The organism is Roseivivax sp. THAF30 (genome assembly GCF_009363575.1).
Lineage (GTDB): Bacteria > Pseudomonadota > Alphaproteobacteria > Rhodobacterales > Rhodobacteraceae > Roseivivax > Roseivivax halotolerans.
Genome location: NZ_CP045389.1, coordinates 1,000,248 through 1,018,905 on the forward strand (window position 1 = coordinate 1,000,248; position 18,658 = coordinate 1,018,905).

The 18,658-nt window shown below is 65.8% G+C and carries 17 protein-coding genes; 11 read left to right on the top strand and 6 right to left on the bottom strand.

From position 1 onward, the window contains the following. Positions 1 to 27 precede the first annotated feature (27 nt). Entirely contained in the window at positions 28 to 1,323 is a 1,296-nt protein-coding gene (locus FIU91_RS04815; RefSeq protein WP_093010358.1) for an adenylosuccinate synthase, read from the top strand. A 9-nt stretch (positions 1,324 to 1,332) separates the two neighbouring features. Next, positions 1,333 to 1,557, top strand: coding sequence for a DUF2842 domain-containing protein (locus FIU91_RS04820; protein WP_093010356.1), 225 nt, complete (start codon positions 1,333 to 1,335; stop codon positions 1,555 to 1,557). 145 nt (positions 1,558 to 1,702) lie between these two features. On the opposite strand, the gene FIU91_RS04825 is transcribed toward FIU91_RS04820, so the two are convergent. Next, entirely contained in the window at positions 1,703 to 3,901 is a 2,199-nt protein-coding gene (locus FIU91_RS04825; protein ID WP_152461652.1) for a primosomal protein N', read from the bottom strand. A 78-nt stretch (positions 3,902 to 3,979) separates the two neighbouring features. Between FIU91_RS04825 and fsa the strand changes: the two genes are divergently transcribed. Then, on the top strand, positions 3,980 to 4,633 hold the full coding sequence (fsa, locus tag FIU91_RS04830) for a fructose-6-phosphate aldolase (protein WP_152461653.1): 654 nt from the start codon (positions 3,980 to 3,982) through the stop codon (positions 4,631 to 4,633). 69 nt (positions 4,634 to 4,702) lie between these two features. Here fsa and FIU91_RS04835 read toward each other — a convergent pair whose 3' ends face one another. Continuing rightward, complete coding sequence (locus FIU91_RS04835) at positions 4,703 to 7,240, bottom strand: hypothetical protein (RefSeq protein ID WP_152461654.1); 2,538 nt, start codon at positions 7,238 to 7,240, stop codon at positions 4,703 to 4,705. 137 nt (positions 7,241 to 7,377) lie between these two features. Here FIU91_RS04835 and FIU91_RS04840 point away from each other — a divergent pair, with 137 nt between their 5' ends. Further along, positions 7,378 to 8,055 carry a thiamine diphosphokinase gene (locus FIU91_RS04840; RefSeq protein ID WP_152461655.1) on the top strand — a complete coding sequence of 226 codons (678 nt, stop codon included), beginning with the start codon at positions 7,378 to 7,380 and terminating at the stop codon, positions 8,053 to 8,055. On the opposite strand, the gene FIU91_RS04845 is transcribed toward FIU91_RS04840, so the two are convergent. Beyond that, complete coding sequence (locus FIU91_RS04845; protein WP_152461656.1) at positions 8,027 to 8,932, bottom strand: DMT family transporter; 906 nt, start codon at positions 8,930 to 8,932, stop codon at positions 8,027 to 8,029. The two genes, FIU91_RS04840 and FIU91_RS04845, sit on opposite strands and share 29 nt — an antisense overlap. 90 nt (positions 8,933 to 9,022) lie before the next feature. On the opposite strand from FIU91_RS04845, the gene FIU91_RS04850 reads away from it, so the two are divergent. Together FIU91_RS04850 and FIU91_RS19350 are read left to right on the top strand one after the other, a co-directional pair. After that, positions 9,023 to 9,601, top strand: a complete 579-nt coding sequence (locus tag FIU91_RS04850) for a transposase (RefSeq protein ID WP_216651626.1) — start codon at positions 9,023 to 9,025, stop codon at positions 9,599 to 9,601. Positions 9,602 to 9,737: 136 nt separating this feature from the next. Then, positions 9,738 to 9,899 (top strand): hypothetical protein, encoded by a 162-nt coding sequence (locus tag FIU91_RS19350; protein WP_172974940.1) that lies wholly within the window; start codon positions 9,738 to 9,740, stop codon positions 9,897 to 9,899. Positions 9,900 to 9,948: 49 nt separating this feature from the next. Here the strand turns inward: FIU91_RS19350 and ettA are convergent, their stop codons facing one another. Continuing rightward, positions 9,949 to 11,604: an energy-dependent translational throttle protein EttA gene (gene ettA, locus FIU91_RS04855; RefSeq protein ID WP_152461657.1), complete on the bottom strand. Its 1,656-nt coding sequence runs from the start codon at positions 11,602 to 11,604 to the stop codon at positions 9,949 to 9,951. Between the two features lie 199 nt (positions 11,605 to 11,803). Here ettA and FIU91_RS04860 point away from each other — a divergent pair, with 199 nt between their 5' ends. The 4 genes from FIU91_RS04860 to FIU91_RS04875 all read left to right on the top strand — a co-directional run bounded on the left by FIU91_RS04860 (position 11,804) and on the right by FIU91_RS04875 (position 15,135). Further along, complete coding sequence (locus FIU91_RS04860) at positions 11,804 to 12,298, top strand: MOSC domain-containing protein (protein ID WP_152463650.1); 495 nt, start codon at positions 11,804 to 11,806, stop codon at positions 12,296 to 12,298. Further along, positions 12,295 to 12,930, top strand: coding sequence for a nicotinate-nucleotide adenylyltransferase (locus FIU91_RS04865; RefSeq protein ID WP_152461658.1), 636 nt, complete (start codon positions 12,295 to 12,297; stop codon positions 12,928 to 12,930). Before FIU91_RS04860 ends, FIU91_RS04865 begins: the two co-directional genes overlap by 4 nt. 85 nt (positions 12,931 to 13,015) lie before the next feature. Continuing rightward, entirely contained in the window at positions 13,016 to 14,518 is a 1,503-nt protein-coding gene (gene dacB, locus FIU91_RS04870; protein ID WP_152461659.1) for a D-alanyl-D-alanine carboxypeptidase/D-alanyl-D-alanine-endopeptidase, read from the top strand. 53 nt (positions 14,519 to 14,571) lie between these two features. Beyond that, on the top strand, positions 14,572 to 15,135 hold the full coding sequence (locus tag FIU91_RS04875; protein ID WP_152461660.1) for a hemerythrin domain-containing protein: 564 nt from the start codon (positions 14,572 to 14,574) through the stop codon (positions 15,133 to 15,135). Between the two features lie 6 nt (positions 15,136 to 15,141). Here the strand turns inward: FIU91_RS04875 and FIU91_RS04880 are convergent, their stop codons facing one another. Beyond that, the gene (locus FIU91_RS04880; RefSeq protein WP_152461661.1) at positions 15,142 to 16,497 is read right to left on the bottom strand and encodes a HAMP domain-containing sensor histidine kinase; all 1,356 of its coding nucleotides are present in this window, start codon (positions 16,495 to 16,497) and stop codon (positions 15,142 to 15,144) included. Further along, the gene (locus tag FIU91_RS04885; RefSeq protein WP_093010332.1) at positions 16,494 to 17,168 is read right to left on the bottom strand and encodes a response regulator transcription factor; all 675 of its coding nucleotides are present in this window, start codon (positions 17,166 to 17,168) and stop codon (positions 16,494 to 16,496) included. Before FIU91_RS04885 ends, FIU91_RS04880 begins: the two co-directional genes overlap by 4 nt. A gap of 246 nt (positions 17,169 to 17,414) precedes the next feature. Between FIU91_RS04885 and FIU91_RS04890 the strand changes: the two genes are divergently transcribed. Further along, complete coding sequence (locus FIU91_RS04890) at positions 17,415 to 18,560, top strand: S1C family serine protease (RefSeq protein WP_152461662.1); 1,146 nt, start codon at positions 17,415 to 17,417, stop codon at positions 18,558 to 18,560. The last annotated feature ends 98 nt before the right edge of the window (positions 18,561 to 18,658 follow it).

An 18,658-nucleotide genomic window follows, 5' to 3' on the forward strand; every position in this document is an offset into this window, starting at 1 on the left:
GTTTGAAAAGCCGGACGAGAGGTCGAGATGGCGAACGTGGTTGTCGTGGGCGCCCAGTGGGGCGACGAGGGCAAGGGCAAGATCGTGGACTGGCTGTCCGAACGCGCCGATGTGATCGCGCGCTTTCAGGGCGGTCACAATGCGGGCCACACGCTTGTCATCGGCGAGACGGTCTACAAGCTGCACGCGCTGCCCTCGGGCGTCGTGCGCGGCGGCAAGCTCAGCGTCATCGGCAATGGCGTGGTGCTCGACCCCTGGCATCTCGTGAAGGAGATCGAGGGCATTCGCGGACAAGGCGTGGAGATCACGCCCGAGACGTTGATGATCGCCGAGAACACGCCGCTTATCCTGCCGCTGCACGGTGAGCTCGACCGCGCCCGCGAGGAAGCGGCCAATCCCGGCGCGAAGATCGGCACCACCGGCCGCGGCATCGGCCCGGCCTACGAGGACAAGGTCGGACGCCGCTCGGTGCGCGTGGCCGATCTCGGCGACCGCGCCACGCTCGAGGCGCGGGTGGATCGCGCGCTCACGCATCATAACGCGCTGCGGCGCGGGCTCGGGATCGATCCGATCGACCGCGAGGCGCTGATCGCCGATCTCGAAGCCATCTCCGAAAAGATCCTGCCCTTCGCCGCGCCCGTCTGGAAGGTGCTGAACGAGAAGCGCAAGGCCGGCAAGCGCATCCTTTTCGAAGGGGCGCAGGGCGCGCTGCTCGACATCGATTTCGGCACCTATCCCTTCGTGACCTCCTCGAACGTGATCGCCGGGCAGGCGGCGACGGGCGTCGGCCTTGGCCCCTCGGCCATCGACTACACGCTCGGCATCGTGAAGGCCTATACGACCCGCGTCGGCGAAGGCCCGTTTCCGACCGAGCTGACCGACGAAGATGGCAAGCGCCTTGGAGAGCGCGGGCACGAATTCGGCACCACGACCGGCCGCCAGCGCCGCTGCGGCTGGTTCGACGCCTGCCTCGTCAAGCAGACCTGCGCGACGTCGGGCGTGAACGGCATCGCCCTCACGAAGCTCGATGTGCTCGACGGTTTCGAGACGCTCAAGATCTGCACCGGCTACGATCTCGACGGCACCCGCCTCGACTACCTGCCGACGGCGGCCGATCAGCAGGCCCGCTGCACGCCGGTCTACGAGGAGCTGCCGGGCTGGAGCCAGTCGACCGAAGGCGCGCGCAGCTGGGCCGATCTGCCCGCCGAGGCGATCAAGTATGTCCGCCGCGTCGAGGAATTGATCGAATGCCCGGTGGCGCTACTCTCCACCTCGCCAGAGCGTGACGACACGATCCTCGTCACCGACCCATTTGCCGATTGAGGAGACCGGATGCCCAGCCACAAGACCAAGAAGCGCCTCGCCCTTCTGATCCTCGTGGTGGGCCTGCCCGTCTATATCGTGGTCGCCTCCTCGATCATGACCTGGCTCGACCGTCCGCCGATCCTGGTCGAGCTTCTGATCTACGCTGTGCTCGGCGTGCTCTGGGCGCTGCCGTTCCGTTGGGTCTTTCTCGGCGTCGGCCAGCCTGCGCCCGAGGATGACGAGCCCCGCTGATCGGCGCGACCTTCTTTGGCCAAGTGCGGCTCCTGCGCCCACCTCCCGGCGCAGGACCGCTGTAGACTATCTGCCTTCTCTCTTTGGGTTGGTCCAAATACCGCGGGGAGCGCGAGGGGCTGGCCCCTCGCTCCCGCCGGGACCATCAGAAAAACGATTGAGGGTCGATATCGACGGCCAGCCGCAGATCGCCCTTGAGCCGGAACTGGCCCACCCAATCCGCGACCGCGGCCTGCAGCGCGCTGCCTTTCGGCGCCTTGACCAGAAGCCGCACCCGGTGCCGTCCGCGCACCCGCGCAATCGGCGCAGGCGCGGGTCCGTAGACATCCGCCCCGATCCGGCGCAGCGCGCCCGCGTTCCGCGCCAGGGCGTTGCCGAGATCGAAAACCTTCTGCACGTCCTCGGAGGACAGGATGATCCCCGCCATGCGCCCGTAGGGCGGCACACCCGCCGCCTCTCGCTCCCTTGCTTCGGCGCGCCAGAACCCCTCTTCGTCACCTGAGAGGATCGCGCGGATCACCGGATGGTCCGGCTGATAGGTCTGCAAGAGCGCGACGCCCGGTTTCTCGGCGCGTCCGGCGCGGCCCGCGACCTGCCGCATGAGCTGGAACGTCCGCTCCGCCGCGCGCAAGTCCGAGCCCTGCAGCCCGAGATCCGCGTCGATGACACCCACGAGCGTGAGAAGCGGGAAGTTGTGACCCTTCGCCACGAGCTGCGTGCCGACGATGATATCCGCGCCGCCCTCCGCGATGCTCGCGATCTCGGCCTTGAGTTGCCGCGCGGTGGTGTACATGTCCGACGACAGAACCGCGATCCGCGCCTCGGGAAAGCGGGCGCGCGCTTCCTCTGCCAACCGCTCCACCCCTGGCCCCACGGCGGCGAGCTTGCCTTCCACGCCGCAGGAGGGACAGACCTCCGGTCGGGGTTCCGTCTCGCCGCATTGATGGCAGACCAGGCGCTTGAGGAACCGGTGTTCGACCATGCGCGCGTCGCAATGCTTGCAGCCGATCTGGTGCCCGCAGGCCCGGCAGATCGTCACCGGCGCATAGCCGCGGCGATTGAGAAACAACAGCGCCTGCTCGCCATTCTCGATCCGGCGGCGGGCCGCGGCGGCCAGGGGCTCTGAAATCCAGCGATCGGCGGGCAGATCCTCGCCGCGCATGTCGAGGCTCTTCATCTCGGGCAGGGCGGCTGTGCCGAAGCGCGAGGTGAGCGTCAGGCGGCGGTACTTGCCGGCCTCGGCATTCGCCCAGCTCTCGAGCGATGGCGTCGCGGAGGCCAGGACCACCTGCGCGTCCGTGATCGACGCGCGCAGGACGGCCATGTCCCGTGCATTGTAGAGCGCGCCCTCTTCCTGCTTGTAGGAGCTGTCATGCTCCTCGTCGACGACGACCAGGCCCAAGTCCTGGAACGGCAGGAACAGGGCCGAGCGTGCGCCCACGACAAGCTGTGCGCCGCCCGATCCGACCATGTGCCAGATGCGGCGGCGTTCCGTCTGCGTCACGCCCGAATGCCATTCCGCGGGCTTTGCCCCGAAACGCGCTTCGACCCGCGTCAGGAATTCGGCCGAGAGCGCGATCTCGGGCAATAGCACAAGCGCCTGACGCCCCTTGGCAAGACAGGCGGCCACGGCTTCGAGATAGACTTCGGTCTTTCCCGAGCCGGTCACGCCCTTCAGAAGTGTCGTGCCGTAACGCCCGGACGCCACGGCATCTCGCAAGACCTCCGCCGCTTCGGCCTGATCCTCGGCGAGCGGTTTCGAGGGCAGCGCCGGATCGAGGCGCGGATAGGGCGTGTCACGCGGACTTTCCTCCTCGGAAACGACCCCCTGTTTCACGAGACCCTTCACCACCGACGACGTCACGCCTGCCATCTGGCTCAGTTCGGAGAGGGTGAGCGCAAGACCGCCCATTTCGTCGAGCGCGGCCATCACGCGCGCGCGCGCCTCGGTCTCGCGGTCCGGCCGCCCGGTGCCGCGCCGGTAGACCTTGCGCTTCGACGGGGGCTGGCCGAGCGCGGGTGCGCGGGTTGCGAGGCGCAACATGGCGGGCAGCGGCGTCAGCGTGTAAGCGCCTGCTTTCTCGAGGAAAACGCGCATTTCATCGCGCATCGGCGGCACATCAAGCACGCTCGAGACCCGCCTGAGCTTGGACGCATCGAACCCGCCGAGTCCGGGCCCCCAAACGACTCCCATCACCTTGCGCGGCCCGAGCGGAGCCTCGACATACGCGCCGATCATCACCCCGCCTTCGGGCGCGAGATAATCGAGCGGCCCGTCCAGCGGCTGCGTCGTCAGCACGGCGATCCGCGCGCCTTCGGGGAAGTGGGAAGGGGTGTCGTTCATAATTCCGGCTTTTGCCTCTCCCCTGCGTGAGGTAAAGGCTCTGGTCGAAAACGCCAAGCATCCCAAGGAGGCTGCCCCATGAAATTCTTTGTCGACACGGCCGATATCGAGGCCATCCGTGAGCTTAACGAGCTCGGCATGGTCGACGGTGTCACCACGAACCCTTCACTGATCCTGAAGTCGGGCCGCGACATCCTCGAAGTCACGAAAGAGATCTGCGACATCGTCACGGGACCGGTTTCCGCCGAGGTGATCGCGCTCGAGGCCGAGGACATGATCAGCGAGGGCCGCCGCCTGGCAGAGATCGCCGACAATATCGTTGTGAAGGTTCCGCTGACCTGGGACGGCCTCAAGGCCTGCAAGACGCTCACCGACGAGGGCCGGATGGTCAACGTGACGCTCTGCTTCTCGGCGAACCAGGCGCTGCTGGCGGCCAAGGCGGGCGCGACCTTCATTTCGCCCTTCATCGGCCGGCTTGACGATATCAACCTCGACGGCTTGCAGCTGATCTCGGATATCCGCGAGATCTACGACAATTACGGCTACGAGACGCAGGTGCTCGCGGCGTCGATCCGCACGGCCAACCACATGTCCGATTGCGCCAAGCTTGGCGCAGACGTCGCCACCGCACCGCCGGGCGTCATCAAGGCGATGGTGAACCACGTGCTGACCGATAAGGGGCTCGACGCTTTCGTCGCGGATGCCAAGAAGGCCGGCATCAAGATCGTCTGAGCCACTGCTCTTGCCGAAACGCAAAGCGGCGGCCCCGAAAGGCTGCCGCTTTTTTCATTTCCGGGATAATCAGCTCGCTGCGCGGGCGTCCGGTTTGAACCCGATCTGCTGCGAGGCTGCAAAGCGTCCACCTTCAAGCTTTGCAATTTTGCCCTCACGAAGAAGCTGGCCGAAGCTGCGCAGGCGGTCTTCACGGCTGCTTTCGGCCTCTTCAGCTTCCCGGACCTTCGTCATCAGTTGCGGACGCGAGAAGTCGCGCCGGTTCTCGACGAAGGCAAGGTAAGCCGCGGCGGCTTCGAGCAGATCGCCGAGTTGATATGCACCGACAGATTCCGCGTATTCCGCAAAGCTCATGTCCGTTTCCACGTTATCGCTTTGCGTCGATGCGGCATTTTGCGCGACCCTGCGCGGCCGGATCGGGCGCGACGCGGCGCCGGTTTCGTCCACGCGCTGCTCAGCTACCAGTTTCAGCGGCGCCGGACGCGACGGGGCAGGGCGCGCCGAAGGCCGCTCTGTCACGCGGACCGGTTCGGGCCGGCGGGGCCGCACGACGTTCTTGAGGTCTTCGCGGTAGGGCTCGCTTTCCGTGGTCTCGTCGCGGCCGCGGCCAAGAAGCTTGTCAGCCCGCGTCGCGGCAACTGCGGCGCGGAGATGCTGGATCGCGGTGCGGCGGCCCTTGGAGTCGGGCTCCTCCATCTCGCGATTGGTCTCGTCCAGCAGCCGGTCGACGCCGGTGCCGGTATCCTCGACCTTGCCCTCGGTCAGCATGGCACGCGCGGGCGAGGCCATCTTGACTGCGCGGCGCGCGCCTTCGCTGGCGCGGGCGAAGCGCTCGGCGTCTTCCTCGTTGAGCTCATCCAGCGCTTCGTCGCGGGGCTCGTCATCCATCGCCCGTGCGGTCAGATCGAGGTCCGTCGCCGGATCGTCGGAGAACGCAGCGTCGAGTTCGGCGGCAAGATCATCCTCGTCATCCTCGCCCTGCGCCGGAGCTTTCGCTGCATGTGCGGAGGTCAGCTGGAACGGCGTGCCGGTCTCGGACTTGGGCTGCGCCTCGGCCTCGGGGGCTTCGTCGTCATCCTCGTCGAAGAGCGTGTCGAGATCGTCGTCCTCCTCGAAATCGTCCAGATCACTGAGCTCGTCCTCGGTCTCGTCGTCGAGCTCCGACGCATCCTGGAACGCGAGATCGTCCTCGTCGTCCTCGTCAGCCTCATCACCCTCTTCGGCCTCGAGTGCGGCGAGCTCGCGAAGAAGGTCAGCCTCGTCGTCTTCGGACAGGGTGCTGTCCGACGTCCGTGCGGCAGCGGAGGGCGCGATGCCCTCGTCCTCGTCGTCGTCGTCCTCGACCGCTTCGAATTCACCTTCGGAGAGCGCGCGTTCGAAATCGGCGCGCTTGACCTTCATGATCCGCAGCGAGCGAGTGGGGGCGTCGTCCGCTTCGGGCGCGTCGTCCTGATCCTCGCTCTCCGCATCCGCCTCGGCGCTGGGCGGCGCGGCGGGGGTTTCCGCGATGTCGTCGGTCTCGACAGGCGCCTCGGCAAAGGTTTCGCTCTCGTCGTCAAGATCCGTGTCGTCCGCCTGACCGGACACAAGGCCGGCGATCGTGTCGCCGAGACGGCTGTCGTGTTCGTCCAGGTCTTCGAGGTCTTCGGTTTCGGCGGGCTCGTCTGCAGAGCTCGTCTCTTCCGACAGCGCTGCGGCGAGCCGCGCCGGGTCGAAGGTATCTTCTTCCTCGGCGAGATCCTCTTCGTCCGCGATGCTCTCGGCTTCCGCATCGGCCTGCATCTCGTCTTCTGCGAGGGCCGCCTCGGGCGAATCCTCGACGAAGGGCACGCGGCCGCCCATCATTTCCTCGGCATGCTCATCCTCGGAGAAGGCCTGCGCGACGGGCGCCGCAGCCGCAGTCGCAGCCGCGGGAGCTGCGTTCGAAGCGACGACGGCACGAATGCGGGCGAGCTTGGCCGCAACGCTTTGTTCGGGCGTGGCGGAGAAGGGCGAAGGGGCGACGTCGGTTGCGCTCGGGCGCGGCGCCTCGACCTCTGCATTGGGCTCGCGGCGTGGGGCGAGCGGCTGCGCGGTGTCTTCCTCGACGGCGATGTCCGTGTCGGCAGCCTCGTCCATGTCGGATGCGTCGCTTTCGGCGTCGACCTCGGGCAGCGCCGGGTCCTCTGCGATGGGGGCGTCCGAGGGATCGGCCGCGGCGTCGCTCGCGGCTTCATCCGCCACGCGCGCATCGACGGCGGCGGCAAGCGCGTCTTCTTCCGGAGCAGCTTGCGTGTCGTCGGGCTGGGCATCTGCCGCGGGGGCAGGGGCCTCCCTGGCCTCGGTCGTCTCCGCCTCGGCTGGCTCTGCCGGGCCGGTTCGCAGAACGACCCCGCCATCATGTCCGAGCCGTGCCTCGACGCGCCGCGCGATCTCGCGCTCGGCGATCCGGGCGAGCATGTCGGCATCCGGGGTCGGGGGCTCGGCCCCGAAATAGCGGTCATCCTGCGCCAGGTCGCGGAAATATTCCGCGATGGCCTTCATCGTGTCGAAGGAATCGTCGAAACCTTCGAGCGTGCAGGAAAACGTCCCGTAGGAGACCGTAAGAATTTTGCTCGAACTGACCATTGCTGCTCACTTTCAGTCTATTCGCAACAGACTGTTTAGCAGGTCGACAAGGACCAAAGCTGACCGAATCTGCGTCGACCACCGTATCATTTCATGTCCTCAATGTGGTTTAAGCCTCAAATTGAGGAAAATTTGCCATGTTTGATGTGATTGTTCGCTCTGAGGAACCAATACTGCTGGTCGGTGGCGGAGACGTGGACAATGACTCGCTGCGCGCCGCGTTGTCGAGATTCAGGTGCATCGTCGCTGCCGATAGCGGGGCGGATTCGGTGCTGAAGGCGGGCGGGATGCCGGACGCCGTCATCGGCGACATGGATTCCATCTCGAGGGCCACGCGGGAGGCACTGGATCCGCGCGTGCTGCACGAGATCACGGAGCAGGACAGCACCGATTTCGACAAATGCCTTCGCAGCATCGATGCGCCGCTCGTCGTCGCGATGGGGTTTCTTGGTCAACGCGTGGATCACGAGCTGGCCGCTTTCACCGTTCTGGCGCGGCGGTCGGACCGACCGTGCATCCTGATCGGCCGCGAAGACGTGGTCGCTCTGTGCCCGCCTGTCCTGAATCTGGAAATGCCGCGCGGCACGCGCGTATCACTCTGGCCGCTGGCGAATGTAACAGGGCGGTCGACCGGGCTTCACTGGCCGATCGACGGGATCACCTTTGCCCCGGACGCGCTCGCGGGCACCTCGAACCATGTCGACGGCCCGCTCGAGATCGCGATGGATGCGCCGTCGATGCTGCTGATCCTGCCGGTGGATTTCTCGGATGCCCTGTCCCGCGCGATCATGGCGGGGCCGCGCTGGGTGTCGTGAGCGCTCTTGCGACCTTGTGCTCGCGCCAGATGACGTAGAGCCCCGCGGCGCAGATGAGCCCGATACCGAGCGCCGCTTGCGGGCCGGGCAGATCGCCGAAAATGAGGAAGCCGAAGGCGGTCGCGACCGGGATCTCGATATATTGCATCGGTGCGAGCGTCGCCGAGGGCGCAAAGCGCAGCGACCAGGTCATCAGAAGGTGGGCGAATGTGCCAAGAATCCCCATCGCCGTCAGGAGCGCGATGGCGGACGCATCGACGCGCGGCCATTCGCCGGCCCAGAATGCGACGGGGATCAGGCAGACGAGCGCCATCCACCCGTTCATCGCCTGCAAGGGGATCGCGCCGATCTCGCGCGCGATCATGCGTGTGACCAGCATGAACGAGGCGAAGAAAACCGCGACGCCGAGCGGCAGCAGCGCGGGCGGTCCGACTTCGGCAAAAGCCGGTTGCAAGACGAGAAGCGTGCCCGCGAAGCCGACCGCGCAGGCAGCCAGCCGCCGCGGCCCGACCTCCTCTCCGAGAAAGAGCCAGCCCATCAGCAGCATCAGGAACGGCATGACGAAGGCGATCGCGATCGCATCGGCGAGAGGGAGGTAGACGAGCGCGGTGAACATGCAGCTGATCCCGCCGATATGGAGGAGCGTCCGCAGCGCAGCGAAACCCCAGACACGCGAGCTGATGCCTTTCCGCGCTTTCCATGCGAGCGGAGTGAGAATGATCGCCTGAAATGCAAAACGCACGAGAAGCAGCACCGCCAGCGGCACGATCGGACCCAGGATCTTTGCAAGGCTGTCGCCGAGCGGGGCAAGTACACAGAAACCCGACATCAACGCGATGCCGAGCACGGGGCGGTCCTGATGGGCTGTCTCGGTCATCCGGAGAAGGTGAGCCGCTTTGCACGGGAAGTCGAGGGGCCTTCATCACCGGTTAACGAGCCGTGCGCTATAACTCGGGGCATGGAGCCGATGCCGAAACATCTCGATGGTCCGACTGTCTTTTTCACCGTGTCGCTCGCGCGGCCCGGAACGCGGCTGCTGATCGACGAGATCGCTGTGCTGCGCGAAGCGGTGCGGCGGGTCAGGACGCGCCGGTTCTTCCATATCGATGCCTGGACGGTCTTGCCCGACCACATGCACACGATCTGGACCCTGCCCGCTGCGGATCCCAACTATTCGGGGCGGTGGGGCGCCATCAAGGCATGCTTTTCCCAACATCTGGGCCTTGCCGGCCGCGCGCCCGAGCCGCCTCCCGGACGGCTTTCACCAAAAGCGCGGCAGCGTGGCGAAGTCGGGATCTGGCAGAAACGGTTCTCCGAAACGGTGCTGAAAGATCGAGCTTCCTATGACTGGCATCTTGCCTTTTGCTGGACCGATCCGATCCGGCACGGTCTGGTCGAGCGGGCCGAGGCCTGGCCGCATAGCTCGCTGCACCGCGATCTGCGCCTCGATGCGGGCCGCGTCGCATCGACCCTGAAAGCGCATGTCGGTGGCTCGCGAAACCCCGGTCAGATGGCGCTGCCGCTCCTGTCGGAAGTGGCCGCATGACTGTGTGACTGCCGTCCGATAGGCCGAAGGCCGCCTAAGGCTCGCAAGGGCGCCGCATAGAACGGAACCACGAGCGGGGCGTATCGCGTTTTCCAATCAGACGGGCCCACCGCCCAAACCGAAAGGAAGGCCGATCATGTCTATCATGAATGTCGTGAAAAAAGCCGCGCGCACCTTTGCGCGTCACAAGACGAAAGCCACGCCGCATCGCGCCACCGCGCGCCCGGTGCACCGGAAAACCAGCCCCGAGGCACAGGTTGCCAAGAAGGCGGTCAGTTACGCGAAGAAGAAATTCTGAGATTTGATCGGGCGCGGAAAATCTCCGCGCCCGGCCTTTTTCGCGGCGCTCAGCGCGCGAACTTCTTGTGCTTGATCCGCTTTGGCTCCGCAGCATCGGGGCCGAGGCGACGCTTCTTGTCCTCCTCGTAGTCCTCGAAGTTCCCCTCGAACCATTCCACGTGCGCGTCGCCCTCGAATGCGAGGATATGCGTGCAGATCCTGTCGAGGAAAAAGCGGTCGTGGCTGATAACCACGGCGCAGCCAGCGAAATCGGTCAGTGCATCCTCGAGCGCGCGCAGCGTCTCGACATCGAGATCGTTGGTCGGCTCGTCGAGGAGCAGGACGTTCCCGCCCGACTTCAGGAGCCGCGCCATGTGAACGCGGTTGCGCTCCCCGCCCGACAGCTGGCCCACGACCTTCTGCTGATCGCCGCCCTTGAAGTTGAACGCGCCGCAATACTTGCGTGAGTTCACCTCCGCGTCGCCCAGCTTGATGACTTCCGCGCCGCCGGAAATCGCCTCCCAGACCGTATCGGTCGGCGTCAGGTCGTCACGCGTCTGATCGACATAGGACAGATCGACCGTATCGCCGAATTCGATCGAGCCCTCGTCGGGCGCTTCCTGTCCGGTCAGCATCTTGAAGAGCGTCGATTTCCCGGCGCCGTTCGGGCCGATGACGCCCACGATACCGCCCGGCGGCAGCGAGAAGGTGAGGTTCTCGATCAGGAGCTTGTCGCCCATCGCCTTCTTGAGCTTCTCGACCTCGATCACCTTGGAGCCGAGCCGCTGCCCGTTCGGGATGACGATCTGCGCCTTGCCGACGCGCTCGCGCTCGGACTGGCTCGCCATCTTCTCATAGGCCTGGATCCGTGCCTTCGACTTGGCTTGCCGCGCCTTCTGGCCTTGCCGCATCCATTCAAGCTCGCGCGACAGCGTGCGCTGCTTGGCCTTGTCCTCGCGCGCTTCCTGTTCGAGCCGCTTGGCCTTCTGCTCGACCCAGGCCGAGTAATTGCCTTCGTAAGGGATGCCCCGCCCGCGATCGAGCTCGAGAATCCAGCCGGTGATATCGTCGAGGAAGTAGCGGTCGTGGGTGACGATCAGGATCGTGCCCTTGTAATCGATCAGATGCTGCTGAAGCCACGCGATCGTCTCGGCGTCGAGGTGGTTGGTCGGCTCGTCGAGAAGCAGCATGTCAGGCGCTTCCAGCAGCAGTTTGCAAAGCGCGACACGGCGCTTCTCACCGCCCGACAGCGCGGTCACATCGGCCTCGTCCGCCGGGCAGCGGAGCGCTTCCATCGCGATGTCGATCTGGTTGTCGAGCTCCCAAAGGTTCTCGCCGTCGATCTCGTCCTGAAGCTGCGCCATCTCGTCGGCGGTCTCGTCCGAGTAATTCATCGCCAGCTCGTTGAACCGGTCGAGCTTGGCTTTCTTTGCCGCGACGCCCAGCATGACGTTGCCGCGCACGTCGAGCGCGGGGTCCAGTTCGGGCTCCTGCGGCAGATAGCCGACGCGTGCGCCTTCGGCGGCCCAGGCCTCGCCCTGGAAGTCCTTGTCGAGACCCGCCATGATTTTCAGAAGTGTCGACTTACCGGCGCCGTTGACGCCGACCACACCGATCTTCACGCCGGGCAGGAAGTTCAGCTTGATGTTCTCGAAACAGGTCTTGCCGCCCGGATAGGTCTTGGAGACCCCGTCCATGTGGTAGACAAATTGGTAGGATGCCATGGAGCTTCAGCCCTTTGGAATATTATGAAGGATTGCCGGCCTCTTTAGGCGATTTGCGTCCGCTCTGGAAGGGCAGGGCGGGTACGATCTTTGCGAAGGCCGCTTGGGCAAAGTTCAAGCGGCAGGTTTACTCCGGCGCACGCAAATCCGCGTGCCGGATTTGCTCCCGAAAACTCCCGGAGTTTTCGGCGTGAGGGAGATGATCGCGCGCAACGCGCAGGCCGGCCGGATCGATTGGATCGGAGTTCGGGGCGCCCGGCGCGAGCCACTGGTCGCGCACCCCGAGGCGCAGATCCTTCATGCCGGGCTCGAAGGCGATCATGCCCGGCCCGGCAAACGGGCGGTCACGCTGATCCAAGCCGAGCATCTGCCGGCCATCGCCGCCTATCTCGGGCGGTCCGAGGTCCGCGCTGACGAGCTTCGGCGCAATATCCTCGTCTCCGGTCTCAACCTCGCCGCGCTCAAGGGCCGCGCGCTGCAAATCGGGGACGCATGCCTGCGTATCACCACGATCTGCGCGCCGTGCTCGCGGATGGAGGAAACCTTCGGTCCCGGCGGCTATTCGGCCGTGCGCGGTCACGGTGGCTGGTGCGCCGAGGTGCTGGCGCCCGGACGCATCGTCCTCGGTGACGCGGTGCTGCCGCTTGCGGAGGATTGCCTTCCGCCGAACTTGCGTGTTTCACCCGATCCATGAACATCACGGCGCAAGATACCGGATTGTCGCTGCCTCCGGGCAGGTCGGTCGGCCTTCTGGGCGGCTCGTTCGATCCGCCCCATGCGGGGCATCTCGGAATCAGCCGGGAGGCTCTGCGCCGCTTCGGCCTCGACCGCGTCGTCTGGCTCGTCTCGCCAGGCAACCCCTTGAAACACCACGGCCCCGCGCCGCTCGAGACGCGGATGGAGGCGGCGCGCGCGCTTGTCGATCATCCCCGGATCACCGTCTCGGACGCGGAGGCGCAGCTGGGCTCGGCCTTCACCGCCGAGACGATTGCCTCGCTGCAGGCGTTGTTTCCTCGCGTTCGGTTCGTCTGGCTCATGGGCGCAGACAATCTGCGGCAGTTCCACCTCTGGCAAAACTGGCACGACATCCTCGGCCGTGTTCCGGTCGGCGTGCTGGCCCGCCCCGGCGACCGCATCTCGGCGCGGCGCTCCGTGACGGCACGTATTTATGCTGATGCACGCCTGCCGTCGCGGGAAAGCCGCCGCCTTTCGCAGATGACGACGCCCGCCTGGTGCTTCGTGAACGTGCCCATGACGGATCTCTCATCGAGCGAGATCCGGGCGCGCGGCGCGTGGCAGGCGGCAAAAGATGCGCGCGGGACATGACAATCTCGACAGGACCGCCGCGGAACACGGAAAAGTCGGCTGAGCCTGCTTGTCTCGCGCCGTCCGCCTCTGTTTAGTCCCGCGCATGATTTCGCAGCTAACACGACGCCAGCTTCTGACCGGGGCCAGCGCGGCCCTTCTTGCCGGACCGGCTTGGGCCGAAGCGCCCGAGGCATCGCTCCGCCCGGTCGCGCGTGGTGAGGACCTTCGCAAGCGGACCGTGCCCGATCTGGCGAGCATCATCGCCGATGCGGGGCTCGACGGGCCGAGCTCGGTCGCGCTGGCCGAGGTGCAATCGGGCGAGATACTCGAAGAACACGCCGGAACGCTCGGCCTGCCGCCCGCCAGCGTCGCCAAGGCGATCACGGCCGCATATGCGCTCGATTCACTCGGTGCAGAGTACCGCTTCGAGACCCGCATCCTGACAACGACGCCGCCCGGAGAGGACGGCATCATCCGTGGCGACATCATCCTGGCCGGTGGTGGCGATCCGACACTCGACACAGACGGGCTCGCCCGGCTTGCCGAGGGGCTAAAGGATGCGGGCGTGATCGAGGTGCAGGGCAGGTTCCTCGTCTGGGGCGGGGCATTGCCGAGGATCGACGAGATCGACATCGAGCAGCCCGACCACGTGGGCTACAACCCGTCGATTTCCGGGCTGAACCTCAATTATAATCGCGTGCATTTCGAATGGACGCGCGCCGGCTCGGATTACGCGGTTTCGATGGATGGCCGCTCGGCCCGATTCCGGCCGGAAGTCGCGATGGCGCGGATGGTTGTCGTCGCGCGGCGTTCTCCGATCTACACCTACCGCGAGGGCGACGAGCGAGACGAATGGACCGTCGCGAAATCGGCGCTCGGAAATGGTGGGGCGCGGTGGCTGCCGGTGCGGCAGCCCGAACTCTACGCGGGCGAGGTATTCCAGACGCTTGCCGGCGCGCAGGGCATCCGTCTCAAGGCGCCCGAGCGGATCGAGACGCTGCCCGAGACGGCAGAAGACATTGCGCGGATCGAAAGCGGCCCGCTTCTCGAGATCCTGCAGGACATGCTGCTCTATTCGACCAACCTCACCGCAGAGGTCGTCGGGCTGGCGGCCACGGCGGCGCGTTCGGGACAGCCCGAGAGCCTTGTCGCCTCAGCGGAGGCCATGAATGCCTGGACGAAAGAGAGTTTCGGTCTCGATACCGTCGCGTTCGTCGATCATTCGGGCCTAGGCGATGCAAGCCGCATCTCGGCCGTCTCGATGGTCGGCGCGCTCGTCGGCCTACGCGCGCAGCTCCCGCTGCGGGATATCCTGAAATCCATCCCGCTGGTCGACGACAGCCGCGCGGCGATCCCCAATTCCGGCGTCGAGATCCGCGCCAAGACGGGGACGCTGAACTTTGTCTCAGGCCTCGCAGGCTATGAGACGCTCGAGGACGGCACCGAGCTGGCCTTCGCGATCTTCTCGGGCGATCTTGGCCGGCGCGACGCGCTTTCGATGGAGGAACGCGAGCGCCCCGAGGGCGGGCGCACCTGGAACGGAAAGGCGAAACGGATGCAGCAGGCGCTTCTGCGGCGGTGGCGCATCGTCTACGCCGAAAGCTGACTGGCCGGGCGAAGAAGCCGGGCTAGCTCGGCTTTGCGAAGGAAAGACATCTCATGACCAAGACCATCGAGGAGGAGCTGCGGCTCGCGAACCGGACCCGGTTGCCGGACGCGCTGCGCGTGCTTCTGGAAGAATTTCCCCGCACGGGATGGGATTCGCATCCGAACTTCAAAGGGCTCGTGGAGTTCTGGCTCGGGCGGCACGGCATGTTCCGCGAGATTGTCGCGGCGCTCAAATCCGATGCCGAGGCCGAAATGGACGGCAAGATCGAATCCCGCGCGCGCGATATGCGCCTGTCGCGCTATGGCGGTGCGCTGGTGAACGAATTGCACGGTCACCACCAGATCGAGGACCACCACTATTTCCCGACCCTGATGGGGCTCGACGGGCGGATCTCGAAAGGGTTCGATCTGCTCGAGGCGGATCACGACGATATGGACGGCTTGCTCGACCGGTTCACCAAGGCTGCGAACGGCGTCCTTCGCGGTGACATGGAGACGGGACGCTTCCGAGAGGAACTCCTGTCTTTCGAGGCGCTTCTGGACCGTCACCTCAATGACGAGGAAGAACTGATCGTGCCGGTCATCCTGAAGCACGGGCCCGGCGGGCTGCACTGAGCGCTTTCAGGCTTTCGGAAATCGCAAGCTCGCTTTCAGACCCGGCGCATTGTCAGACAGATCGAGCGTCGCGCCGTGGCTCTGGGCGATAGCCGCGACGAGGGCGAGCCCGAGGCCGTTGCCAGGTGTCGTCCGGCTCCGTTCCAGCCTGTAGAGGCGACGGGTGACCAGCGCGCGCTCGGCTTCGGGGATACCGACGCCGCGATCCGCGACGCTCAGGACCAGCGCAGCCTGATCTCGGGCCACCGCGACCGTGATGTCCGAGCCGTCCCCGTGGCGCAGCGCATTCTCGATGAGGTTCGCGACCGCCTGGCCGAGCAGCGCGCGGTTGCCCTCTATCTCCACCGGCCCGTCGGGCAGGTTCGTTGATAACCGGATTCCGGCTTCCTCCGCAGCCGGCTCGTAGAGTTCCGCCATTTCTGCGGCGATTCCCGAGAGATCGACGCGCGTCATGTCCCCGATCTTTCCGCCGCCTTCGAGCTGCGCGATCTCGAGCAGCGACTGGAACACGCGCACGGCGCGGTCGGCTTCCTCGCGGGCGCGATCGGCAAGCGGCGCGCGTGGATCGCCTTCGCCGGTTTTGCTCTGCAACTCGTCGAGCAGCACCGCGATCCGCTGGAGCGGCGTGCGTAGATCATGCGCGATATCTGATGTGACCTGCCGGAGCGCTTCGGTCGCGGCCTCTTGCCGCGCAGCCATGTGGTTCACGCCCTTGCCGATCCGCGTGAGGTCGTCATCGCCCGCCCGTCCGGGATCGTACCTCGCCGAGAGATCGCCCGCCGCGATCCGGCGCAGCGTCGCCTCGATCCGGGCCACGCGGCGAGCAGATCGCCGTGCAATCAGGGTGCCGAGGCCCAGGGACAGGATTACGGTCGGCAAAAGCGAGAACGCGAGGAGGGCGAGGAACGTGCCACGCAGATCCTCGAGACGCTGCATGCTCTGTGCCACGACGAGGATACCGGAAGAGAGCCGCCGCACCTCCTTCATGTAGCCCGCATCGGAGAGCCGCTCGCCCTCTCGGGCGCGCAGGATGACCTGGCCGTCCGACATCCGCGCATTGGCGTTGCCCGCACGGCGGCCATCGTCGCCGACGAACAGATAGACCCGTTCCTTGGGGTCTGCGGCGCGGGCGCGGGCCTCGACCAGCGTTCTGAGCGCGCCGGGCGTCGCCGAGATGTCGAGCCCGGCCATCTCGGCGGACAGGTCCGCGCGGATAGAGGCTTCGGCCTGGGCTTTCAGCGTCAGATACGCCCCGCCCAGCGTCACGAGGTTCACGGCCGCGAACAGGAGGACGAGCAGCAGCGCGATCCGCACCGGGGTGGAGCGGACCAGCTTGGGCAATGTGAGGCGGGCTACGGTCATTCCGTGATCTTGTAGCCCGCCCCGCGCACGGTGACGATCAGATCGCGTTCGAACGGCCGGTCGACCTTGGCCCGAAGGCGCGAGACATGGGTTTCGACGACGTTGGTTTGCGGGTCGAAATGAATGTCCCAGACCGCCTCGAGCAGCATCGTTCGGGTCTGAACCCGGCCCTTGCGGCGCAGAAGATGTTCGAGAAGCGCGAATTCGCGGGGCAGAAGATCGATTGCCTCGCCGCCGCGCGTGACCTTGCGGCGCACGAGATCCATTTCGAGATCGCCTGCCCGCAGAACGGTCTCCGCCGCGTCCGCCATCGGCAGCCGCCGCCCGAGCGCCGCGATCCGAGCGGACAGCTCGCCGAAGGCGAAAGGTTTGACGAGATAATCGTCGCCGCCTTCCGACAAGCCCTGGATCCGGTCGTCGATCCCGCCCATCGCCGTCAGGAAGATCGCGGGCGTCGACACCTTCGCGGTCCGCAAGGCTTTGACGAGCGACAACCCGTCGAGATCGGGCAACATGCGGTCGACGACCAGCATGTCGTAGGGAACACTCATTGCCTGAGACAACGCCTCCCGGCCGGAGGCGAGCCGATCGACGGAATGCCCCTCTTCGGTCAGCCCGCGGGTGATGAATTCCGCGGTCGTCGTATCGTCTTCCACAACCAGAATTTTCATGCGCGTCGCCTCGCGTCGAAACCTTTCGAACGATGGCGTTAAGAAGGAGGTCTCTCCCGGTTTTTCAACCATATGCGGCGTATATTACGAGGATCACGCGGTGCTCGTGAGAATGTTTGCAGATTTGTAATTGCAGCAAGGGCGTTGCTGCAATCTTGGCGGCCAATCTCAATTCGCGAGGCACGGGGCGCCCCGATGGGACCCGATGCCACCCGATTGCCGTGCGAATGGATGGAGAAAGCCAGCATGACACCTACCGCAAAGACACCGAAAGCCCTGATGACAGGAGTTGCGATCGCCGCGATCGTGGGAACGACGGGCGCGCTATCCACCACTGCGATGGTCGGCCCGGCAGAGGCCGCACCGCAGGCGGGCACCGATTACGTGGACCTCGTGGCCGAGCTGTCTCCTTCGGTCGTCACCATCGAAGTGTCCAAGAGCGCCGCGAATGCGCGCGGCAGCATGACCGATGAGCAGGAGGAGTTCCTCGAAGAATTCCAAGAGCGGTTCGGCATGCCGTTTCCGGGCGCACCGGGGCAGGGCCGCGGTCCGGGCGGCGAGATGCGCGGCTCCGGCACGGGCTTCATCGTCTCTGCCGATGGCCGTATCGTGACCAACGCGCATGTCATCGACGGTGCGGACGAGGTGACGGTGACGCTCGAGGACGGCACCGAGCTTGAGGCCGAAATCATCGGCTCCGATCCAGCGACCGATATCGCGGTTCTCGATGTTGAGGGCGACGAGCTTCCTTTCGTGGAATTCGGTGACAGCGAGGCCCTGCAGGTCGGGCAGAACGTGATCGCGATGGGCAACCCCTTCGGTCTCGGCAATACCGTGACCACGGGCATCGTCTCCGCGCTCGGCCGTGATATCAATTCCGGGCCCTTCGACGACTTCATCCAGACCGACGCCGCGATCAACCGCGGCAATTCCGGCGGGCCGCTCTTCAATGAGGCAGGCCAGGTGATCGGCGTGAACACCGCCATCCTGTCGCCCACAGGCGGCTCGGTCGGTGTCGGCTTCTCCGTCCCGTCGGACCTGGCCTCCGAGGTCGTCGCGGATCTTGCCGATGACGGCGTGGTGGAGCGCGGCTGGCTTGGCGTGCGCATCCAGCCCGTCGGAGAGGATGTCGCGATGGCGCTTGGCTTCGAGGAAGGCGAGGGCGTGATGATCGCCGACGTCACCGCCGACACGCCCGCCGAAGAGGTGGGCCTCCAGAACGGAGATATCGTCTTGTCCGTGAATGGCGAAGAGGTCGAGACGCCGCGCGATCTCACCCGCGCCATTGCGATCGAGAAGCCGGGAGCCGAGGTCGAAATCACCTATCTGCGCCGCGGAGAGGAGCAGAGCGTCACGGTCACACTGGGCGACCGCGCCAATCTCGACGCCTGATCGGGGCGATTGGCTGACATCGACGCACAAGGGCGCGGAGTGATCCTCTGCGCCCTTGTCATTTCTGATGTGGCAGGCTCAACGCATCTGATCTGTGT